20 protein-coding genes are annotated in these 18,974 nt (G+C 73.9%); 12 read left to right on the top strand and 8 right to left on the bottom strand.

Annotated elements, in window-relative coordinates:
- Positions 1–190: 190 nt before the first annotated feature.
- The 5 genes from ACF073_RS11095 (at position 191) to ACF073_RS11075 (ending at position 4,557) form a co-directional block, all read left to right on the top strand.
- Entirely contained in the window at positions 191–2,065 is a 1,875-nt protein-coding gene (locus tag ACF073_RS11095; RefSeq protein WP_392068931.1) for an amidohydrolase, read from the top strand.
- 87 nt (positions 2,066–2,152) lie between these two features.
- Positions 2,153–2,815, top strand: coding sequence for a hydrolase (locus ACF073_RS11090; RefSeq protein ID WP_392068531.1), 663 nt, complete (start codon positions 2,153–2,155; stop codon positions 2,813–2,815).
- Between the two features lie 51 nt (positions 2,816–2,866).
- Positions 2,867–3,391, top strand: a complete 525-nt coding sequence (locus tag ACF073_RS11085; RefSeq protein WP_392068528.1) for a DoxX family protein — start codon at positions 2,867–2,869, stop codon at positions 3,389–3,391.
- Positions 3,372–4,109 (top strand): YoaK family protein, encoded by a 738-nt coding sequence (locus tag ACF073_RS11080; protein WP_392068526.1) that lies wholly within the window; start codon positions 3,372–3,374, stop codon positions 4,107–4,109. The genes ACF073_RS11085 and ACF073_RS11080 overlap by 20 nt, the downstream gene beginning before the upstream one ends.
- Before the next feature lie 184 nt (positions 4,110–4,293).
- Entirely contained in the window at positions 4,294–4,557 is a 264-nt protein-coding gene (locus tag ACF073_RS11075) for an MFS transporter (protein ID WP_392068524.1), read from the top strand.
- 16 nt (positions 4,558–4,573) lie between these two features.
- Here ACF073_RS11075 and ACF073_RS11070 read toward each other — a convergent pair whose 3' ends face one another.
- Both ACF073_RS11070 and ACF073_RS11065 read right to left on the bottom strand, forming a co-directional pair.
- Entirely contained in the window at positions 4,574–4,912 is a 339-nt protein-coding gene (locus tag ACF073_RS11070) for a GNAT family N-acetyltransferase (protein ID WP_392068522.1), read from the bottom strand.
- A 21-nt stretch (positions 4,913–4,933) separates the two neighbouring features.
- Positions 4,934–5,923, bottom strand: coding sequence for a pirin family protein (locus ACF073_RS11065; protein WP_392068520.1), 990 nt, complete (start codon positions 5,921–5,923; stop codon positions 4,934–4,936).
- Between the two features lie 322 nt (positions 5,924–6,245).
- Between ACF073_RS11065 and ACF073_RS11060 the strand changes: the two genes are divergently transcribed.
- The gene (locus ACF073_RS11060; protein ID WP_392068518.1) at positions 6,246–6,821 is read left to right on the top strand and encodes a Dps family protein; all 576 of its coding nucleotides are present in this window, start codon (positions 6,246–6,248) and stop codon (positions 6,819–6,821) included.
- A gap of 747 nt (positions 6,822–7,568) precedes the next feature.
- On the opposite strand, the gene ACF073_RS11055 is transcribed toward ACF073_RS11060, so the two are convergent.
- The gene (locus ACF073_RS11055) at positions 7,569–7,817 is read right to left on the bottom strand and encodes a hypothetical protein (protein WP_392068516.1); all 249 of its coding nucleotides are present in this window, start codon (positions 7,815–7,817) and stop codon (positions 7,569–7,571) included.
- Positions 7,804–8,061: a DUF6400 family protein gene (locus ACF073_RS11050; RefSeq protein WP_392068515.1), complete on the bottom strand. Its 258-nt coding sequence runs from the start codon at positions 8,059–8,061 to the stop codon at positions 7,804–7,806. Before ACF073_RS11050 ends, ACF073_RS11055 begins: the two co-directional genes overlap by 14 nt.
- 171 nt (positions 8,062–8,232) lie before the next feature.
- Between ACF073_RS11050 and ACF073_RS11045 the strand changes: the two genes are divergently transcribed.
- The 6 genes from ACF073_RS11045 to ACF073_RS11020 all read left to right on the top strand — a co-directional run bounded on the left by ACF073_RS11045 (position 8,233) and on the right by ACF073_RS11020 (position 16,073).
- Positions 8,233–9,261 (top strand): helix-turn-helix domain-containing protein, encoded by a 1,029-nt coding sequence (locus tag ACF073_RS11045; protein ID WP_392068513.1) that lies wholly within the window; start codon positions 8,233–8,235, stop codon positions 9,259–9,261.
- A gap of 141 nt (positions 9,262–9,402) precedes the next feature.
- Positions 9,403–12,150 carry an ATP-binding protein gene (locus ACF073_RS11040; protein ID WP_392068511.1) on the top strand — a complete coding sequence of 916 codons (2,748 nt, stop codon included), beginning with the start codon at positions 9,403–9,405 and terminating at the stop codon, positions 12,148–12,150.
- A 121-nt stretch (positions 12,151–12,271) separates the two neighbouring features.
- Positions 12,272–12,988 carry an alpha/beta fold hydrolase gene (locus tag ACF073_RS11035; RefSeq protein ID WP_392068510.1) on the top strand — a complete coding sequence of 239 codons (717 nt, stop codon included), beginning with the start codon at positions 12,272–12,274 and terminating at the stop codon, positions 12,986–12,988.
- Between the two features lie 130 nt (positions 12,989–13,118).
- Positions 13,119–14,363: an ABC transporter substrate-binding protein gene (locus ACF073_RS11030; protein WP_392068508.1), complete on the top strand. Its 1,245-nt coding sequence runs from the start codon at positions 13,119–13,121 to the stop codon at positions 14,361–14,363.
- Positions 14,335–15,246: a carbohydrate ABC transporter permease gene (locus ACF073_RS11025; protein ID WP_392068506.1), complete on the top strand. Its 912-nt coding sequence runs from the start codon at positions 14,335–14,337 to the stop codon at positions 15,244–15,246. The genes ACF073_RS11030 and ACF073_RS11025 overlap by 29 nt, the downstream gene beginning before the upstream one ends.
- Before the next feature lie 11 nt (positions 15,247–15,257).
- The gene (locus ACF073_RS11020; RefSeq protein ID WP_392068505.1) at positions 15,258–16,073 is read left to right on the top strand and encodes a carbohydrate ABC transporter permease; all 816 of its coding nucleotides are present in this window, start codon (positions 15,258–15,260) and stop codon (positions 16,071–16,073) included.
- Between the two features lie 29 nt (positions 16,074–16,102).
- On the opposite strand, the gene ACF073_RS11015 is transcribed toward ACF073_RS11020, so the two are convergent.
- From ACF073_RS11015 to ACF073_RS11000, 4 genes are all read right to left on the bottom strand, one after another.
- The gene (locus ACF073_RS11015; protein WP_392068503.1) at positions 16,103–16,339 is read right to left on the bottom strand and encodes a hypothetical protein; all 237 of its coding nucleotides are present in this window, start codon (positions 16,337–16,339) and stop codon (positions 16,103–16,105) included.
- A 146-nt stretch (positions 16,340–16,485) separates the two neighbouring features.
- A complete protein-coding gene (locus tag ACF073_RS11010; protein ID WP_392068502.1) occupies positions 16,486–16,788 on the bottom strand; it encodes a hypothetical protein in 303 nt (100 codons plus the stop codon).
- Between the two features lie 89 nt (positions 16,789–16,877).
- A complete protein-coding gene (locus tag ACF073_RS11005; RefSeq protein ID WP_392068500.1) occupies positions 16,878–17,891 on the bottom strand; it encodes a helix-turn-helix domain-containing protein in 1,014 nt (337 codons plus the stop codon).
- Positions 17,885–18,370, bottom strand: coding sequence for a hypothetical protein (locus ACF073_RS11000; protein ID WP_392068498.1), 486 nt, complete (start codon positions 18,368–18,370; stop codon positions 17,885–17,887). Before ACF073_RS11000 ends, ACF073_RS11005 begins: the two co-directional genes overlap by 7 nt.
- Between the last annotated feature and the right edge of the window lie 604 nt (positions 18,371–18,974).

Here is an 18,974-nt window from a genome sequence, read left to right as displayed (position 1 = left end):
CGGACGGGACACCCGGGGGCGTCCACCGGGCCTAGCGTGGCGGCACAGCGGTCGCGGTCCGCACAGTGACCGACGGCGAACTCCCGCGCCGGCGCCGCTCTTTCCATCCATCGCCCTTCCCGTCCGCCGCGGCCGAACCCGGCGGACCCGCGAAGACGCTCATCCCGGAGGTCCCGCACACGTGTCTGCAATGCCGGTCGGCGGGCTGGTTCCCCAGGCCGCCGACAATGCCGCGGAGCTCGTCGTCCGCAACGCGAAGATCCATACGGGGGACCCGCGCCGCCCGCAGGCCGAGGCGCTCGCCGTACGGGACGGTGTCCTCACGGTCGTCGGTGACGACCAGGACGTGGCCCCGCACATCGGTCCGGCCACCCAGGTGGTGGACGCCCTCGGGCGGCGGATGGTCCCCGGTCTCAACGACGCCCATCTGCATGTGATCCGCGGCGGGCTCAACTATGTGCTGGAGCTGCGCTGGGACGGGGTGCCGACACTCCGTCAGGGCCTGGCGATGCTGCGGGAACAGGCCGCTCGGACGCCGAAGGGCCAGTGGGTGCGGGTGGTCGGCGGCTGGTCGGCCGAGCAGTTCGCCGAGCGGCGGCTGCCGACCGCAGCCGAACTGAACGCGGCTGCCCCCGACACCCCGGTGTTCGTCCTGCACCTGTACCAGTCGGCCGTCCTCAACCGGGCGGCGCTGCGGGCCGCCGGGTTCGACAAGAACACGCCCGACCCGAGGGGCGGACAGATCGTCCGCGGCCGGGACGGCGAGCCGACGGGCATGCTGCTGGCCGCGCCCAGCGCCCTCGTCCTGTACTCGACGCTGGCCAAGGCGCCGGTGCTGGAGGGCGAGGACCGCAAGGTCTCTACCCGTCACTATCTGCGCGAACTCAACAGGTTCGGTCTGACCTCGGCGATCGACGCCGCCGGCGGGTTCCAGAACTTCCCCGAGAACTACAGCACGGTCATCGAGCTGGCGCGGGCCGGTCAGCTGTCGCTGCGCATCGCCTACCACCTCTTCCCGCAGACCGCGGGCCAGGAGCTGGCCGATCTCACCCGCTGGACCGAGACGGCGAGCCCCGAGGACGGCGACGCCTGGCTCCGTCTCAACGGGGCCGGGGAGAATCTCACCTGGGCGGCGGCGGACTTCGAGAACTTCGCCCAGCCGCGCCCCGAACTCGGCGCCTATGAGCCGGAGTTCGAGAAGGCGGTCCGGCTCCTCATGGAGAAGGGCTGGGGTTTCCGGCTGCACGCCACCTACGACGAGACCATCCGCCGGGACCTCGCGGTCTTCGAGAAGCTGGCGGCCGAGGGGCTGTTCCCGGCCGGGAACCGCTGGTTGTTCGACCACGCCGAGACCGTGTCTGCCCACAGCCTCGACCGGGTCGCCGCGCTCGGCGGAGCCATGTCCGTCCAGAACCGGCTGTCCTTCCAGGGCGAGGCGTTCCTGCGCCGCTACGGCCCGGGGAAGGCCGCGGACGCCCCGCCGATCCGGGCCATGCTCGAACGCGGCCTGACCGTGGCGGCGGGGACGGACGCCACCCGGGTCTCCAGCTACAACCCCTGGATCGCCCTGCACTGGCTGGTGAGCGGACGCAGCGTCGGCGACCTCGTGCTCCGGCCGCCCGGCAACCGCGTCGACCGGCGGACCGCCCTGCGCATGTTCACCGTCGCCGGTGCCGAACTGACCGGCGAGGAGCAGGTCAAGGGCGTGCTGCGGCCCGGCTGTCACGCCGACCTCGCCGTACTGTCGGACGACTTCTTCACCGTGCCCGAGCCGGAGATCGCACACATCGAGTCGCTGCTCACGGTCACCGGCGGCCGGATCGTCTACGCCGCCGGCGAGTACGCCGGGCTCGACGAGGAGCTTCCCGCGGTCACTCCCGAGTGGAGCCCGGTGGCGCACTTCGGCGGCTACCAGGCGGCCCGGCCGTCCCGGTCGGCGGGCGCGCGCCAGGCGGCGGCGCTCGGCGAGGCCGTCGCCGAGTCGGAGCAGCACCGCGCGTGGCGCGAGCGCCGGGGGCTGCTCCCGGCCGCCGCCGACACGCCGTTCGATCCCTGTTTCCTCTGAACTCCCGGCGGGTGCAGGGCATTTGCCCCCGCCCCCGCCGGGTCTCCGTCCCACTGTTTCGTACTGACACCGAGAGAGGTTCCCCTCATGGTCGACATCGCCCAGGTCACCGCGTCCCCCAGCCCCGACCTGCTGACGCCCGACAACTGTGCGGTGCTGTTCGTGGACCACCAGCCGCAGATGTTCTTCGGCACCGGAAGCGGCGACCGCACCGCGATCATCAACGCCACCGTGGGTCTGGCCAAGGCCGCCAGGGTGTTCGACGTTCCCGTCGTGCTCAGCACCGTGGCCGCCGAGTCCTTCTCCGGCCCGATCATGCCGCAGCTGCCCGCGGTCTTCCCCGACCACAAGATCATCGACCGCACCTCGATGAACGCCTGGGAGGACTCCGCGTTCGTCGAGGCCGTCAAGGCCACCGGCCGCAAGAAGATCGTCATAGCCGGTCTGTGGACCGAGGTCTGCGTCGTCCTGCCGGCACTCTCCGCCCTCGCCCAGGGCTACGAGGTCTACGTGGTCACCGACGCGTCCGGCGGCGTCAGCCCGCAGGCCCACGAGCACGCCGTCCAGCGCATGGTCCAGGCCGGTGTCGTCCCGGTCACCTGGGTGCAGGTGCTCCTGGAGCTCCAGCGGGACTGGGCCCGTACCGAGACGTACGTGCCGGTGACCGACGTGGTCAAGGAGCACGCCGGCGCCTACGGCCTCGGTGTCGTCTACGCGCAGGCCTTCATCGGCGCCCACGCGGCCGGCTGACCCCACACCCGGCGAAGGATCAAGGACCGAATCAGGAACAGGAAGGAAGACATGGATGCGGGACTGCTGGTCCTCCGGCTGGTGGCGGGACTCCTCGTCGCCGGGCACGGAGTGCAGAAGGTGAGCTACCGGCTCGGGGGCCACGGCTTGGCAGGCGGAACCGAGGAGTTCCGGCACGACGGCTTCGTCGGGGGCCGGCTGACCGCGGTCGTCGCGGGCGCCAGTCAGATCGGTGCCGGCCTGTTCCTGACCGCAGGTCTGCTCACGCCCCTGGCGGCGATGGCCGCCATGGGCGTGATGACCGTCGCGGGCACCGTGAAGTGGCACCACGGCCTCTGGGTGCAGAACGATGGCTACGAGTACCCCTTGGTCCTCGTCGTGGTCTCCGCCTCGCTGGCCCTGACCGGGCCTGGCCGCTGGTCCGTGGACCACGCCCTGGGGATCGCCCCGTGGCCGGTGTGGGTCGCCGTCGCCGCGATCGTGATCGGCCCCGCCAGCGGGCTGCTGACCCGCCTGGTGCTGCACCGCGCGCCGAGGGCGCCGGAAGGGAGGACCCATGCGCAGCCTGCTGACTGACGCTGCCCGCACGCTGGTACCGCCGAGCGGGGACCGCCATGGCCCGCTTCCTCCGCTGATGCTGACGCTGACCGTGGTCACCGGTCTCGTCGACGCGGTGAGTTATCTGGCGCTGGGGCACGTCTTCGTCGCCAACATGACGGGCAACGTGGTGTTCCTCGGTTTCGCGCTGGGCGGCGCGGCGAGTCTGTCCGCGCTCGCCTCGGTCGTCGCGCTGGTGGTGTTCCTCCTCGGCGCGCTGTCCGGGGGCTGGCTGGCGACCCGGTCCGGCGGGCACCGCGGGCGTCTGCTGACGACGGCGACCGCCGTGCAGACGGTCCTGGTCGGGGTCACCGTCGTCGTCACGGCGGTCGTCGACGGCCGGGTCACCCCCGGGGTCCAGTACACGCTCATCGTGTGCCTCGGGCTGGGTATGGGTCTGCAGAACGCGGTCGCCCGGCGCCTCGGGGTCCCTGACCTCACCACGACCGTCCTGACACTGACCCTCACCGGTCTTGCGGCGGACTCCCGTGCGGCGGGGGGCGCGGCGCCGAGGCCCGGCCGCCGGATCCTGTCCGTGATCGCCATGCTGCTGGGCGCGTTCGTGGGAGCGGAGCTCGTCCTGCACGACCGTCTCGTGCTGGCGCTGGGGCTGTCCGTGCTGCTCCTCGCGCTCACCTCGGCGGTGACGCACCGCCTGTCCGCATCCGACCCGGCCTGGACCAGGCCGCCGTCCTGAGGTCCCGCCGGAGCGCGTCGCAGCGGCCGGGGCGCCCCCCCTCACCGGGGGCGCCCCGGCCCCGCTGCGTGCCGGTCCCCGGCGTCCGGCCCCGGTGCCAGGGCGGTGACCGCGTCCCCCGCACCGGACCAGGGCCCGGAGTCCTGCGCCGACGGATCACCTCCCGTGCGCTCTCGGGCACCGGGTGCCGTCCCGCGACCGCGCCGAGCTCACGGAGCGCATGCACCAGGTGGCGCGCTCGCGGCGCCGTACGGGGGCCCTCGCGTGGGGGCTCTACCAGGACGGCAACGACCCGGAACCCTTCATCGAGGGCTACCTCGTCTACTCCTGGGCCGCGCTGAATTCCCGGGTGCGGAAATCCGCAGAACCGAAGGGCGTGACGTTTCGCAGGAAAAGCCACGCCACTGGAATTCGGCTGCTCATGGGAGAAGCCGGCCGCCGGATGTGACGGCCGGCGGGGTGGTTCAGCCCAATTCGGTGTCCAGCCATTGCAGGACCTCGGGTGTCACGGTGTCGACCAGGTCGGCGAACTCCTCGTGCCGCTTGAGGAACTTGGCCACGTACGGGCAGACGGGCACGATCCGCTTGCCGGAGTTCCGTACGTCGGTGAGTGCCTCCTGGACCAGCCGGGCGGCGAGGCCCTGGCCGGCGAACTCCTCGTCGATCTCGGTGTGGTAGAAGACGCGCTGGTCACCGCGGTCGCGGTAGGCGGTGAGACCGGCGCGCTCGCCGTCCACGCGTATCTCGTAGCGATTCCTGGCGTCCACGCGCTCGACGACCGGGGCGGGGGAAGGCTGGCTCATCGGATGCCTTTCGAAAGAGGGTCAGTGACGCGGCGGATTCCGCCGCGGAGTGAGCGTGGCATGGGGCAGGACAGGCGCGGGAAGGCGCTCTCCCGGATATCCGTCGACGGTGCCGAAACGGTCGGATGAATTCTGCCAGTCCGCCCGGGCCCTGACGATGTCCTCATGGCTTCGGCCGATGAAATTCCACCACATGACGATCTCTTCCTCGAATGGGGTGCCGCCGAGGAGGACCGCACGTGCGGTGTCGTCGGACTCGTTCGCCAGGGTGAGCGTGCCGGGGCCCGGGTGGACGTAGCCCAGCTCGGCGGGGCGCAGCAGGGTGTCGGCGAGGCGGACGGATCCCTGGTCGACCAGGAGTCCGTGCTCGAAGCCGGGGTCGACCGCGAGCGTGACGGACGTGTGCGGCCGGAGCGCGATCTCGGCGCCGAGCAGGGGCGAGAAGGCTGGCACCGGGGAGGTGACCCCGGCGAGGGAGCCCAGGAAGACGCGGATCTCGGCACCCTCGGTCCGTACGGGCTCGGGGACGTGGTGCTGGAAGTCGCGTGCGGTGCCGCGGTGCTCCTCGGGCAGGGCCACCCAGAGCTGGACGCCGTGCAGGACCGTGGTCCGCCCGGTGGAGACCTCCGTGTGGGCGATGCCGTGGCCGCCGGTCATGAGGTTCAGCTCGCCGGGCCGGACGAAGGCGTGGCTGCCCAGGCTGTCGCGGTGCTCGATCTCTCCGCTGAAGAGCCAGCTCACCGTCTGCAGACCGGTGTGCGGATGCGGGGCGACGTCCATGCCGCCGGTCACGGAGACGTCGTCCGGGCCGTAGTGGTCGGCGAAGCACCATGCGCCGATCAGGGTCCGGGAGCGCTGCGGCAGGGTGCGCCGTACGGTCATCGCGCGCGGGCCGCCCAGGGGGACGTCGCGCGGGGCCAGCACCTCGACCCGTGGCGTCCCGCCCGGCGGCTCGCCGGCGTCCTCCTCGCCGCGCCGCGCCTCCCTGGGCTCCGCCTCGACATCGCTCATGGTGATCACCTCTCAGCCCGAATGTTGTTCTACATTCAACCATCATGGAGGCGGGCAGGTCCCACGCGCCGTCACAACGGGTCCGCGGGCGGCGGGACGACACCTCGTCCGCCTGTCGGCGGCCTTCCCCCTCGGGCCCCACCGTACGGCCACCGCCGCCTCCTTTCGCCGGACAGTCGCAGACGGAGCGGCACGGGAGGCGATCCCGCCGGTACCCGTGCGCTGACAGGCGGCTGCGCGTGCGCTCCCAGGCAAGGCGGCCACCGCTTCGACCCCTAGCGTCGACCGCGTACGTGAGCACGGCACCAGCAGGAGGAACACCATGACCACCGCCGCCAAGCCCAGCAGCAGCCAGCCGTGGCTGCATCAGAAGGGCGCGGTCATCCAGGAGTTCGGGACCGTCAAGCAGTTCCCGATCGCCCTGTCCTACGAGGCGCGCGTGTACGCGTGCCAGCGCCTGAACAAGGTGCTGGCGGACACCCAGATCCTCTACGGCCTCTACAAGAAGCACCACTGGAACATGCGCGGCGCGACCTTCTACCAGCTGCATCTGCTCCTGGACAAGCACGCCGGCGAGCAGCTGGAACTGGTCGACGTCCTCGCCGAGCGGGTCCAGACCCTGGGCGGCGTCGCCGTGGGCGATCCCCGGCACGTCGCCGAGATCACCTCGATCCCGCGCCCGCCGGACGGCGTGGAGGAGGTCCCGGCGATGCTCTCGCGGCTCCTCGCGGCCCACGAGACCATCCTGACCGAGGCCCATGACGCCGCCTCCCGCGCCGCCGAGCTGGGCGACGACGGCACGAACGACCTGCTGGTCTCGCAGATCGTCCGCACCGGTGAACTCCAGGCGTGGTTCCTGGCCGAGCACCTGGTGGACACCCCGCTGGTCCGTTCCTGAACCAGCCGGACGGGACCACGGACGGATCGCGCGCCGTCAGGACCGCCACTCCCCGGGAGTCCGGCACCCCGGCCGCACCGCTCCCGCGCCGGGCGGGGTCCGGCTGCGGCTCGCGCCGGGGCGGCGCCCGGCCGTCACCGGCCCCGGCGGGGCGGGCAGGTCGACGCCGGCGGCCGTCGCGGCCGGGCTGCACCCGCCGCACGGCGGACGCCTGCGCCATGTGCTCGACGGCCGGCCCGTCGCCGCCGATCCCCGCCGGTTCGCCCGTGCGGGCCGGCCGGTCAAGCCGCTGCCCGGCGCCCTGCGCCCTGCGCCCTGCGCGAGAACCTGCTCCTGGCCCGGCCGGCGGCGAGCGACCGCGGTCCGCGTCGGAGGCGGCCGGCCTGCCGGCCCTGCCGCTCGACGCACCGGCGGGCCCCGGCGGGCGGCTGCCGCCCCGGGGGCAGCGCGGGCGCCCGGCCATCGCGCGCCGTGCCGCGCCAGCCGCCGGTGCCGCTCCTCGACGGACCCGCGGCCGTTCTCGATCGCCCCACGGCGAAGGCCCTGCCGGCCGCGCCGCCCCGGGCGCCGCCCGGGACCGCGACGGTGATCGCACTCCAGGAGCAGGACGTCGGCCTGCCGGAGCGGGAGCCGGCCCAGGCCGTCCGCCTCGGCCCCGTCGCCGTCGCCGCGCCGGGAGCCGGACGTCCCCGGTCGCGCTGACGGCGCCGGGATCCTCCTACGGCCCCGGCCGTCCGAGCACGGTGGTCACCGGCCCCCGGGTCCGCGGGGCCGGCCGCCGCGGGTCGCACCGAATCCCGTCTCGTGGTCCCAGACGTGGGTGCACGAGGGGCACTGGAGGTGGATCAGGCTGCCGGTGTTCGAGAGCAGGTAGCGCCAGTGGTCCGTGCACCTGCGGCGCTCCTCGCAGGTGGGGCAGCCCAGGTGGTCCCGGCAGTTCGGGCAGGTCACCCAGGCGCGTCGCCCGATGTCCGCCTCGGGGTCAAGCGGCAGCACGGCCGTCCCCGCGCTGCGGGAGGACACCGGCGGCGACGAGGGTGTCGTACAGCCGCTGCTGCTCCTCGTCGAGGCCCGAGTACAGCAGCTCGTACGCCGCCTGCTCGTCGCGCATCACCTGCACGGGGTCCCAGTCGGCGCCCAGCGCCTCCATGACATGGGCACGCCGGGTCAGTTCATGGCCGGTGAGATCGACGGTGAAGTCGACCGGCTCGTCGGGACGGGGGGCATCAGGAACGGACATATCACCGAACTTAGGTAGCCCTTCTCCGCGACGGCAAGGGTACGTGGGGGACATCACAGCAGGTGGGGGGCGACGGACCGGCTTCCTGATCTCACGGATTCGCGCGATGTGACGGACCGTCCGCGCTGGCACGGTGTGGCTGGAAAGCGCACTTGCCGAAGGGCGGAGATCATGTCGCCGGAATCGTCCACGCCGGAACCCGGGCTCACGGGCACCCTCTACACCACCGAAGCGGTGCCGGCCCAGCGCCGGCGGGCGTACTGGCGCGAGGCCCTGTCCCGGACGTTCGGCGCCGTGGACATGGGCGTCCCCGACGAGGTCGACGGCGGCACGATCCGTACGTCCCCGCTGGGACCGATGCAGGTCGTGACGGTGGACGGCGATCCGCTGCGGGCCCGGCGGACCCCGCGGCTCATCGCGGGCTCCGCCGACGACGACTACGTGGTCGTGAAGCTGCTGACCAGAGGGGTCGCCCGGATCGAGCAGGACACCCGCGAGGCGTATGTGCGGCCGGGGCAGCTCTTCGTCTACGACATGGCACGGCCCGTACGGCTGACCCTGCCCGAGGCGTTCCGCACGAAGTCTCTCGTCCTGCCGCGCGAGGTCCTGGGCCTGAGCGAGTCGGACCTGCGGCAGATCACGGCGTCCGCGCTCGGCGCCGACTCGGCGCTCGGCGGGCTGCTGTCGCCGTTCCTGTCCCGGCTGGTGGACGCGGCCGGAACGTATCCGCAGCGGACGGGTGAGCTGATCGCCCGCAATGTCGTGGACCTGGTGCAGACGCTGGCCGAGGAGCGGCTCGGCGGGACCTGCGCGGACACCCCGAGCGGCGCCCGGATGTCGCTGCTGCGGATCCGCGCCTACATCGACCAGCGCCTCGCCGATCCGGATCTGACGCCGGACGCCATCGCCCGGGCCCACCACATCTCCGTGCGCTATCTGCACAAGCTGTTCCAGCTGGAGGACATCACCGTCAGCCGGTGGATCCAGCAGCGCCGGCTGGAGCAGTGCCGGCGCGATCTGGCCCGCCGGGAGCCGGCCGGGCGGACCGTCGCGGCGGTGGCCCACCGCTGGGGATTCACCAGCGCCTCCCATTTCAGCCGGGTGTTCCGGGCCGCCTACGGCGTCTCCCCCGCCGAGTGGCGGAACTCCGCCCTGGGCGCGGCCCGTTCGGCCCGGGAGCCGCGGGGCCTGAGCGCCTGAAGATCCGCTCCGGCCTCGTCCGCGAGGGCCGCACCGCCCGCTCGCCGTAACCATCGCATATGCGCTGAGCTGCCGTTTTTGCCATAGTGGGCCTCCGGAGTGCCGGCCGGGACGGCGGGTGCGGACAAGGAGGGGCTGGGCGTGACGGTGTCCGGCGGAGCGCTGTCCCGCAGCGGGCTGCGCGGCCGCGAGGCCGAACTCGAAGAGCTTCGGAGGCTGATCGCCTCGGTGGCACACGACGGAAGCGGCGCGCTCGCCCTGATCCGGGGGGAACCGGGCATCGGCAAGACCACGCTCCTCGGCGAAGCCGTCGCCGGGGCCGGTGCGGCGGGATTCTCCGTCGGCCTCGGCAAGGCCGACGAACTCCACCACCTCGTACCGCTGTCGTCGTTGGCGACCTGCGTCCTGCACGGCGACCGGCCGCTGCTGTCCGGCGATGCGCTGGCCGACCTCGCCCGCCGTCACGACCAGCGGATCTGGCTGGTGGAGCGCCTCGCCGAGGTGATCGAGGCCCGCGCGGGCCGGCTGCCGGTGCTGATCGCGCTGGACGATGTGCAGTGGGCCGATCCGCTCAGCAGGTTCGCCCTGACGCAGTTGCCGAGGCGCCTGCGGGCCTCACCGGTGCTGTGGCTGCTGACGGGGCGGCAGGGCGTCGGCGGCCCGGCGGAGGAGATCGTAGCCGCCGTACGCGACGAACTCCCGGTGCACACCCTCGCCCTGGGCCCGCTGTCCGGCGCGGCCATCGGGCAGCTGGCCGGTGACGCCCTCGGGACCGCCGCCGACGAGCGGGTGCGCGACCTGCTCGAAGGGGCCGGCGGGAACCCGTTCCTCGCGGTCGAGATGCTCGCCGGGCTGCGCGGCGCCGACGCCTCCGGTGCGCCGGTGCCCCCGGGACTCGTGGTGGGCGTGCGCGGCAGGCTCCGGTCCCTGCGCCCCGGCACGCTGCGCTTCCTGCAGATGGGGGCGGTGCTGGGACGCGGTTTCGGCTTCCACGACGCCGCGGCGCTCTGCGGCCGGCCGCCCGTCGAGCTGATCGAGGCGCTGGAGGAGGCGGTGGGCGCGGGACTGCTGGACGACGACGGCGAACGGCTGGTGTTCCGGCACGATCTGCTGCGCCAGGCGGTGTACGTGGACATCCCGCCCTCGGCCCGGAAGGCGCTGCACCGGGAGGCCGCCGGCCGGCTCGTCGCCGCCGGCCACCAGCCGATCGACGTGGTGTCACACATCCTGCGCGGGGCCCTGCCCGGCGACGAGGAGGCGGTGACGCTGCTGCGGCGCGCTGCCGCCGACGTCCTGCCGGTCACCCCGGGCCTCGCCGCCGACCTGGTGACGCGCGCCCTGGAACTGGTGCCGACCGCCCGGCCGTTGTGGTACGCCGTGGGTGAGCAGGCCATCGGCACCTTGACCCGGGCCGGCCGGTACCGGGAGGCGCTGGCGACCGGCGACCGGCTGCTGGCGGGCCTGCCGCCGGTCCGGACGTTCGGCCGGCTGCAGGCCGCCCTCGGCGCGACGCTGTGGAACATGGACCTGGCCGACGAGTTGCGCCGCCGCGCCGACGCGGCCCTCGCGGTCGCCGGCACCGCCCCGGAGGTCGGCGCGCGTCTCACCGCTCTGCGCGCGCTGGCCCTGTCCCGGGGGCACGATCTCGCGCCGGCGCGTGCGGCGGGCGAGGACGCGCTGCGGGCCGCCGTCGCGACCGGCGACCGGGAGGCCCATGTCCAGGCCCTGTTCGCGCTCGGTGAGATCGCGCTCAACGCGGGCGAGAACTCCGTGGCGCTCGAACGGTTCACCGCGCTGCGCGCCGTCGATCCCGCGTTCTTCCCCGAGGAGATCGTCGCGTACCAGCACATGGACGACTTCCGGAGTGGCGAGCGGCTGCTCGCCAGGGCGGCGGACGGATTCGGGGGGATCCGCGAGGCGATGCTGCTGTGGGCGCAGGGGCAGCAGCATCTGGGGCTCGGCCGGCTCGACGACGCCGACGCCGACTTCGTGACGATGGAGCGCCTGGAGGACGACGTACAGGTGCCCGTCCAGCAGGTGAACGCGCGGGTGATCCGCTCCCGGATCGCCCTGCTGCGCGGTGATCAGGAGGCGGCCCGGCAGCATCTGGCGCAGGCGCGGGAGAGGCTGGCGGCCAAGCCGAACCCGGGCAACACCGCGGCGGTGCGGTTCCTGGAGGCGGTCCACGCGGACGCCGACGGGGACGTGTCGCTGGCCGTCGACCGGATCCGCCGGGTGCAGGAGCAGGGGCCGCTGCTGCGCTGGCGGCTGCTGCGCACCTGGGTCGGCTCCGCTGTCCGGATGGCCGTGCGCGGCGCGGACCACCGGCTCGCCGAGGACCTGGCCGCGCAGGCGGAATCCCACGCCGCGCGCAATCCCTCGGTGCCCACCGCCGCGGGGGTGGCGGCGCGGGCCCGCGGGCTCGTGACGGACGACCTCGCCCTGCTGGAACGTTCCGTCGCCCTGCTCGACGGCAGTCCGCGCCCGCTGGTCCGGGCCACGGCCCGCGCCGACCTCGGACGCGCGCTGCTGGCGGCGGGACGGAAACCCGAGGCCGTACGCGAACTGACCCGGGCCCATGAGGCGTTCGCCGCCTCGGGAGCGCACGCCGTGGCGGCCCGCCTGCGGCGCGATCTGCACGCCGCGGGGGCCACCGGCCGCGCGGCCACGGGCGGGCAGCGCCCCGTCCAGGGCTGGGCGTCGCTGACGGCCTCGGAGCGGAAGGTCGCGCGCCTGGTCGCCGAGGGCCACACGAACCGTACGGCTGCGGAGGCGCTCGTCGTCTCCCCGCACACGGTCAACACCCACCTGACCGCGGCCTTCCGCAAGCTGTCGGTCAACTCCCGTGTCCAGCTGGCCCATCTGGTGATGGCCCTGCCCGACGAGTGAGCGCACGCCTGGTACGTTCACGCGATGCCGGGCGGACCCGGATGCGCTTGGCTGGGCACCCCACCCAGCCGGAGGTCATGGAGTGCACGGCCCCACCCCCCTTCCGCCGACCGTCGTACTCGTGCACGACGCGTTCACCGACGCCTCGTCGTGGGCGGGGGTCGTCCGGCTCCTGCAGACCACCGGACTGACGGTGCTCGCCCCGGCGAACCCGCTGCGCGGACTCGCGCACGACGCCGCCTACCTCAAAACCGTGCTGCGCCGGCTGGACACCCCGGTCGTGCTGGCCGGCCACGGCTACGGCGGGGCGGTCGTCACCGAGGCCGCCGCCGGCACCGACAAGGTCGTGGCGCTGTGCTACGTGGCGGCGTTCGGCCTCGACGCCGGAGAGTGCCTGCTGGACGTCACGAGCCGCTTCGCTCCGGTGCCGGCGGCGGACGCGATGGTCGCCGCCGCCGTGCCCGCGCCCTGCTCCGCCGGCCCGCACCGCGAGCTGTACATCCGCGCGGAACGCTTCCCCCAGGTGTACGCCGCCGACCTGTCACCGCGGCTGGCCAGCGTGCTGTCCGTGGCACAACGCCCGATCGCCCAGCGGGCGCTGACCGCGCGGTCCGGCCCTCCGGCATGGGCGGGGGCGCCCTCCTGGTACGCCATCGCCGCCGCCGACCGGATGCTCAACCCCACCGCGCAGCGCTTCATGGCGCAGCGCATGGCGGCCACCGAGTACGTGCTGGACGCCTCGCACGCCGTGGTGCTCGCGCGGCCCGGCGGCGTGGCGGCGATGATCCGGGAGGCGGCGGCCCGCGGCTGTGCCCGTGGTGCCGCCGTGGACCTCTGAGCCGAAGATCAGCCAAGAAGTTGAATGCGATAGCATCCCCGATCGGACCGGAAGATGCCGCTATGGACCGTCTCGCCCTCACCTCCCGGGATCGGCACTCCGGCACCAGACCCCTCGGGAAGGCACCTCCATGATCTCACCGGTCAGAGCGCCGGCGCGGCGGCTCACCGCCCTGCTCGGAACCGTCGCGCTGGTACTGGCCGCCACCGGGTGCGGCGGCAGCTCCGGATCCGCCGGCCGCGAGGTGACCGCCATCACCGCGCTCGACTACTACACCGACACCACCGAGCACGCCCAGTGGGGCGAGCGCCTGACCGCCTGCGGCAAGGCCGCCGGCGTCACCGTCGAGCACCGGAGCGTCCCGGGAGCCTCGCTCGTCCCCGCGGTGCTGCGCCAGGCGGCGTCGCGGACCCTCCCCGACCTGCTGATGCTGGACAACCCCGATCTGCAGCAGATCGCCCGGACCGGCGCGCTGACCCCGCTGGGCCGATACGGCATCGACGCCCGCGGTTACGCCGAGGGCATCCGGTCGGCGGGCACCTACCGGGGCGAGGTGTACGGGCTGGCGCCCACGGTCAGCACGGTCGCCCTCTTCTACAACAAGGACATGCTCGCCGAGGCCGGTGTCGCCGTACCGACGACCTGGGACGAGCTGAAGACGGCCGCGGCCCGGCTGACCCGTCCGGGCCGCTACGGCATGGCGGTGGACGCGAACGCCTCGTTCGAGGGCACCTGGCAGTTCCTGCCCTTCCTGTGGTCCAACGGCGGGGACGAGCGGCGGCTGGACAGCCCGCAGGCCGCGCAGGCCCTCCGGCTCTGGACCGACCTCGTCGACAGCGGGTCCATGTCGAAGTCGGTGCTGAACTGGACGCAGGCCGATGTGCACGACCAGTTCGTCGCCGGCCGGACGGCCATGATGGTCAACGGCCCCTGGCGCACAGCCGCGCTGGACAGGACCGAGGGGCTGCGGTGGGGGGTGGCCCCGATACCCGTCCGCCGGCCGGGGCAGACCCTTGTCACCCCGCTCGGCGGCGAGGTGTGGACGGTCCCGCGCGGCCCCTCCGCGGCACGGCAGGAGAAGGCCGCCCGGGTCCTCGCCTGCCTGAACGACCCCGCGCGGATGCTCGCCGTGGCCGAGCAGTACCGCACGGTCCCCTCCCGCTCGGCGGTGGCGGCCCGCTACGCCCGGCGGGTCCCCTCGATGGCGGCCTTCGTCCGGAGCGTCGAGCGCTCCCGGTCCCGCACCGCACGGCTCGGCGTCGAATGGCCCCGGGCGGCGACCGGGATCTACACCGCCGTCCAGGCCGCCCTGACCGGCGAGCGGACACCGGAGGAAGCACTCAGGCATGCGCAGCGGATCGCCACGGATTCCTGACCGGGTCCGGCGGCGGCTCGCCCCGTGGCTGTTCCTGCTGCCCGCGACGGCCTATCTGCTGCTGTTCCTCGGCTACCCGGTCGTCAAGACCCTCGTGATGAGCTTCCAGCAGTACACGGCCACGACGTTCTACACCGGTTCAGCGCCTTTCGCGGGGCTCCGCAACTACGCGAAGGTCCTGTCGTCGGACCTGTTCTGGCCGACCGTGCTGACCACGGTCGTGTTCACCGCCGCCTCGCTGCTCGGGCAGTTCGTGCTCGGGCTGGCCCTCGCCCTGTTCTTCCGGCGGAGGTTCCCGCTCGGCGGCGTGCTCAGGTCGCTCCTGCTGCTGCCGTGGCTGCTGCCCCTGGTCGTCTCCGGCACGACCTGGCGATGGATGCTCGACACCGACTCGGGAGTCGTCAACCGCGTGCTGCGCGACCTGCACCTGGTGTCGTCCGGGGTGCCCTGGCTCACCGGCACCGACGAGGCGCTGGTCTCGGTGATCCTGGTCAACGTCTGGGTGGGCATCCCGTTCAACACCGCGCTCCTGTACAGCGGCCTCCAGGACATCCCGGCCCCGCTGTACGAGGCGGCGAGGCTGGACGGCGCCGGCCGGACGGCGACGTTCCGGCACATCACCTGGCCGCTGCTGCGCCCGGTGGCCGGTGTCGTGCTGGTGCTGGGCGCGGTCTACACCGTCAAGGTGTTCGACCTCGTCCTCGTGGTGACGGGCGGCGGACCGGCCGGCGCCACCGAGACCCTGGCCACCCGGTCGTACGCGCTGTCCTTCGAGCAGTTCGAGTTCGGGCGCGGCGCCGCGACGGGCAATCTGCTCATCCTCGTCTCGCTCGGCTTCGCCTACGTCCATCTGCGCGCGCGCCGTCGCGCCCTGAACTCCTGAGGGGCACCGCCGTGAAGCGCGCGTCCGCACCCGGCCCGCTGTCCACGCTCGCGGGGATCGTCCTGCTCGCGCTGATGCTGTTCCCGGTCTACTGGATGGTGAACGCCTCGCTGCAGCCGACGGGAAACGTCCTGCGGGCAGGCTGGTTCCCCCGGCATCCGGACTTCGGCGGCTATGCCACCGCCCTGCGCGATCAGGGACGGAGCCTCGTCACCAGCGTCGTCGTGGCGTTCGGCAGCGTGGTGCTGAGCCTCGCGCTCGCCGTGCCGGCCGCCTACGCGCTGGCCCGGTTCCCGCCGCGGGGCACCACGCCGGTGCTCTTCGGGATCCTGGTCGCCCAGGCGGTGCCGGGCATCGTCGTGGCCGACGCGCTGTACGGCGCCTACAGCGACCTGGGGCTCTTGAACTCCTTCGGCGGGCTGGTCCTCGCCGACTCGACCGCCGGGGTGCCCTTCGCGATCCTCCTGCTGCGCGCCTCCATGCGGGGCATTCCGCGGGAGATCATCGAGGCCGCCCGGGTGGACGGCGCGGGGCGGCTGCGCGTCCTGCGCTCCGTGGTGCTTCCGCTGAGCGTGAACGCGCTGATCACCGCCGGCCTCTTCGTCTTCCTTCTCGCCTGGGGCGACTTCCTGTTCGCGCTCACGCTGAACACCACGGACAGGGTGCGGCCGGTGACCGTCGGCCTCTACCAGTACGTCGGCGCGCACACGAACGACTGGAACGCCCTCATGGCCACCGCCGTCCTGGCGTCCGTCCCGGCGTCCGTGCTGCTCGTCCTCGCCCAGCGCCACATCACCGCCGGGGTCACCGGAGGCGCCCTCGACTGAGCCCGGCCGGGAACCGGGCACGGCGTCGGCTACTCCCGGCGGTCCACGCCGAGGTCCATGTCGACGTCGTACCCGGACTCGGCGCCGCCGAGCGTGGGGTGCGCGATGTCCGTTCCGAGGTCGAACGCCGCACCGTCGACGGCGCCGTCCAGCTCGGCCTCCTCGTGTTCGGCCCGCGCGCGGCGGTGATGTTCGGCCAGCCGCTCCTTGAGGTGCCGAAGGCGCGCGTGGCCGCCTTTGTCCGGACCTGGTTCTCTGCTGTTCATCGGTCGGTTCTCCATATCGGGAGGCCCGCCGTGCGGTGCGGGCGATAGCGGCGAAGATGCTCTCAGTGGCTCTCGGCCCGGGGGATCACATGCGTCGCGGCCTCCTTCGCCGACGGCCCGCCATCGCGCGGCGTCCGGCTCGCTCGTCACGGCCTCCTCGTCGACGAGTTCCCCGTCCGTGCCCGGATGTCACCGCGGCCGTCGTTCTCCGGGACACCGGTCGTGACGGCCTTGGCCGTGTGGCTGCCGCCGAAGGTCGCCTCCCAGCTGATGACGAAGGCGCCCGGGGTGACGTAGACGTGTGTGGTGTCGTACTGGGCGCCGACCGCCGTGCTGGAGGCCGGCGCGGCGGCGGCCTCGCTCTGGGCCGAGAAGGGCGCCCCGGATCCCACCACGCTCACCGCCACCATGAGCACCGGCAGCACCCCTGCCATCACCTTGCGCTTCATCACCGTCCCCTCCGTCGAAACCATCCGCACCGAAAGCTAGGGAACGAGGACGGGGCCGACCGGGCCGGCAGTGCCCCGGGTGGTGCCTGTCAGCGCACAGCGCGGACCTCCGCGGGGTCCGGGGCCGGCTCGGCCGTGGCCGCCGCGGCAGCGCGCCACTGCGCCGGCGACATGCCGTAGCTTTCGCGGAAGGTCCGGCTGAAGTGGGACGGGCTGGTGAAACCCCAGCGGGCGGCCACCGCGGCGATCGCCCTGTGGGCCGCGCCCGGCTGGGCGAGTTCCCCGCGCGCCCCCTCCAGGCGCCGGGCCCGCACCCAGGAGCTGACGGTGGTGCCGTGCTGCTGGAACAGCCGGTGCAGGTAGCGCAGCGAGATGCCGTGCTGATCGGCGATGTCCTGCGGGGCGAGTCCGGGCTCGGCCAGCCGGTCCTGCACGGACGCCGTGATCCGCTCCCACAGCGCGGGCACGGGCCGGCTGCCGGCCTGTTCGAGGGCCACGGTGGCCAGGATCTCCGCCGTCACCTGGGCGAGCTGCTCGCGCCGGCTCGCCGGGGCCCGGGGGATCTCCTCGACGAGCCCGCACAGCAGCGGCAGCAGCAGGGCTGCCGCGCCCTCCCCCGCGTCGTCCACGACGGTGGCCGTGAGCACGGACAGCTGCCTTTCGTCCAGGTGCAGGTGTGCCCTGGGCAGCACGAGGGTCCGGGCCCGCTGCGACCGCGGCAGGACGATCCGGAACGGGCGTCGTGCGTCGAGGAACGCCCATCGGCCGGGGAGGAGTTCGGCGCCGCGGCCGTCCTGGAGGAGTAACGCGGTGCCGTCCAGCTGCCGGCGCACCAGGATGTGGGTGCGGCCGTCGGCCGCCACCGACCGGGCACCGCGCACGAGCGTGCCCGGGCCGGACTCCTCCGTGGCGATCTGGAGCGGCCCCCAGCGTTCGACGGCCAGCTCACCGGCCCAGGGGCGGCCGTGCTCCGCGGCGACCTCCAGGTCCACGAAGGCCCGCGACAGCGCGCGCCGCCAGCCGGCGGCACGGTCGCCGGGAGGGAGGTCCCGGGTGGAGAAGGACAGCCCGTCGGCGGAAAGGGCCGAGACTCGGGTCAGCACGGCGCGTCTCCCGTCGTGCGGTCCGCGCTCCGGCGGTCGGGCCGGTCCGTGGAGGACACGCCGAAGCGTCCGCGGAAGGCCGCGCTGAACCCCGCGAGGCCGGAGACCCTACCCGCGGCGCACAACGGGGGCGGTCCGGCCTCCGGGGCAAGCGCGTCGAGCCGGGCCCCGGCCGGCCGTGCCGTGGCCGGGCGCCACGCCGGTCCGCCGCCGAAGAGCGCCTCGCGGACAGGCGCGGGTGTACGACGGCTCGGTGCCACCGGAGTCCGGGGGTTGCCCTCGGCTTCCTCCCGCATCTCCGGCCTGCCCCGGCCGGTGGGCGGTACGGGCTGCCGGTGCGCGGCCCAGCCCTGCGCCGAGCGCACGAGCGCGCCGTCGCCGTCGGCCGCTTCGCGGGCGTGGCGGAACAGGGTCGTACGCCCGATTCCCGCCTCCCCGAGGAGCAGCAGCGCCCGGGGGCCGCCGGGCTGCCGCGTCACGCACCGCGGGATCCGCTCGATCTCGCCGTTCCGGCCGAGGGGGTGCGCGAGGGGCGCGAGGCGCGATCGGCGGCCGGATTCCCCTTCGGCCGCCGGTGGGGGTGGGTGGACCGTCATACGCGTGCTCCGGTACCTGCTCGATTGCCCCGGCCGTGGGCGTGTTCTGTGACCACGGCAATGATTCGGCGAGACGGGATCGCGGCGCTTCTGTCATATGACCAGTCGCGTACCGTTTCCGGCCCTGACCTGCTGCGTCGGGACCGCCCGGGGCGGGGGCGGGGGCGGACGCGCGGACGGCCGGACCCGGCTGACGCGGGCGCACGACCGGCCGGGCACGCGAGGGTTCGGGCGCACGGACGGCAGGGCGCGGCCAGCCCGCCCGCGCGGACGACCGGACCCGGCTGACCCCGGCCCACCAACGGCCGGGCGCGCGGAGAGTCGGGCGCGCGGAGGGTCAGGCGCACGGACGGCAGGGCGCGCGGAGGGTCGGGCGCGGCCAGCCCGGGCGCGCGGACGGCCGGACCCGGCTGACGCGGGCGCACGACCGGCCGGGCACGCGAGGGTTCGGGCGCACGGACGGCAGGGCGCGGCCAGCCCGCCCGCG

It is taken from the genome of Streptomyces sp. NPDC015171, from assembly GCF_043079545.1.
In the GTDB taxonomy this organism is placed as follows: domain Bacteria; phylum Actinomycetota; class Actinomycetes; order Streptomycetales; family Streptomycetaceae; genus Streptomyces.
Note: the sequence above shows the minus strand (reverse complement) of the source record. Positions and strands in the feature narration are given on the sequence as shown.